This is a genomic window from Fructilactobacillus sp. X7R4C1 (assembly GCF_059901115.1).
On the sequence record NZ_JBWXVD010000018.1, the window covers coordinates 1 to 374 of the forward strand.

Below are 374 nucleotides of genomic sequence, written 5' to 3' on the forward strand. Positions count from 1 at the left end.
TTATTTCTCGGTTAAAATTATAATTAAAATATAATTAATACAGAAAATAATATTATCTAGTTTTCAAAGAACAAAGTTGACACTTTCGTGTCAATGGAGAATAACGGGATCGAACCGTTGACCTCCTGCTTGCAAAGCAGGTGCTCTCCCAGCTGAGCTAATTCCCCAAAATATTCGATTGTCACTTACCAGTAACGATGGGTCTAAGTGGACTCGAACCACCGACCTCACGCTTATCAGGCGTGCGCTCTAAACCAGCTGAGCTATAGACCCAAAAGCGCGAACATTTATTTTAACGAGAGTAAAACTCTCAAAACTAAACAAGACTTCAATAATGTAAGGTTTCCGAATTTTTCCTTAGAAAGGAGGTGATC

General features: G+C 38.5%; 2 tRNA genes. Both read right to left on the bottom strand.

The window, feature by feature from the left end:
• Positions 1-94: 94 nt before the first annotated feature.
• A tRNA-Ala gene (locus AC6UC9_RS06970) sits at positions 95-167 on the bottom strand.
• A gap of 31 nt (positions 168-198) precedes the next feature.
• A tRNA-Ile gene (locus tag AC6UC9_RS06975) sits at positions 199-273 on the bottom strand.
• Positions 274-374 lie beyond the last annotated feature (101 nt).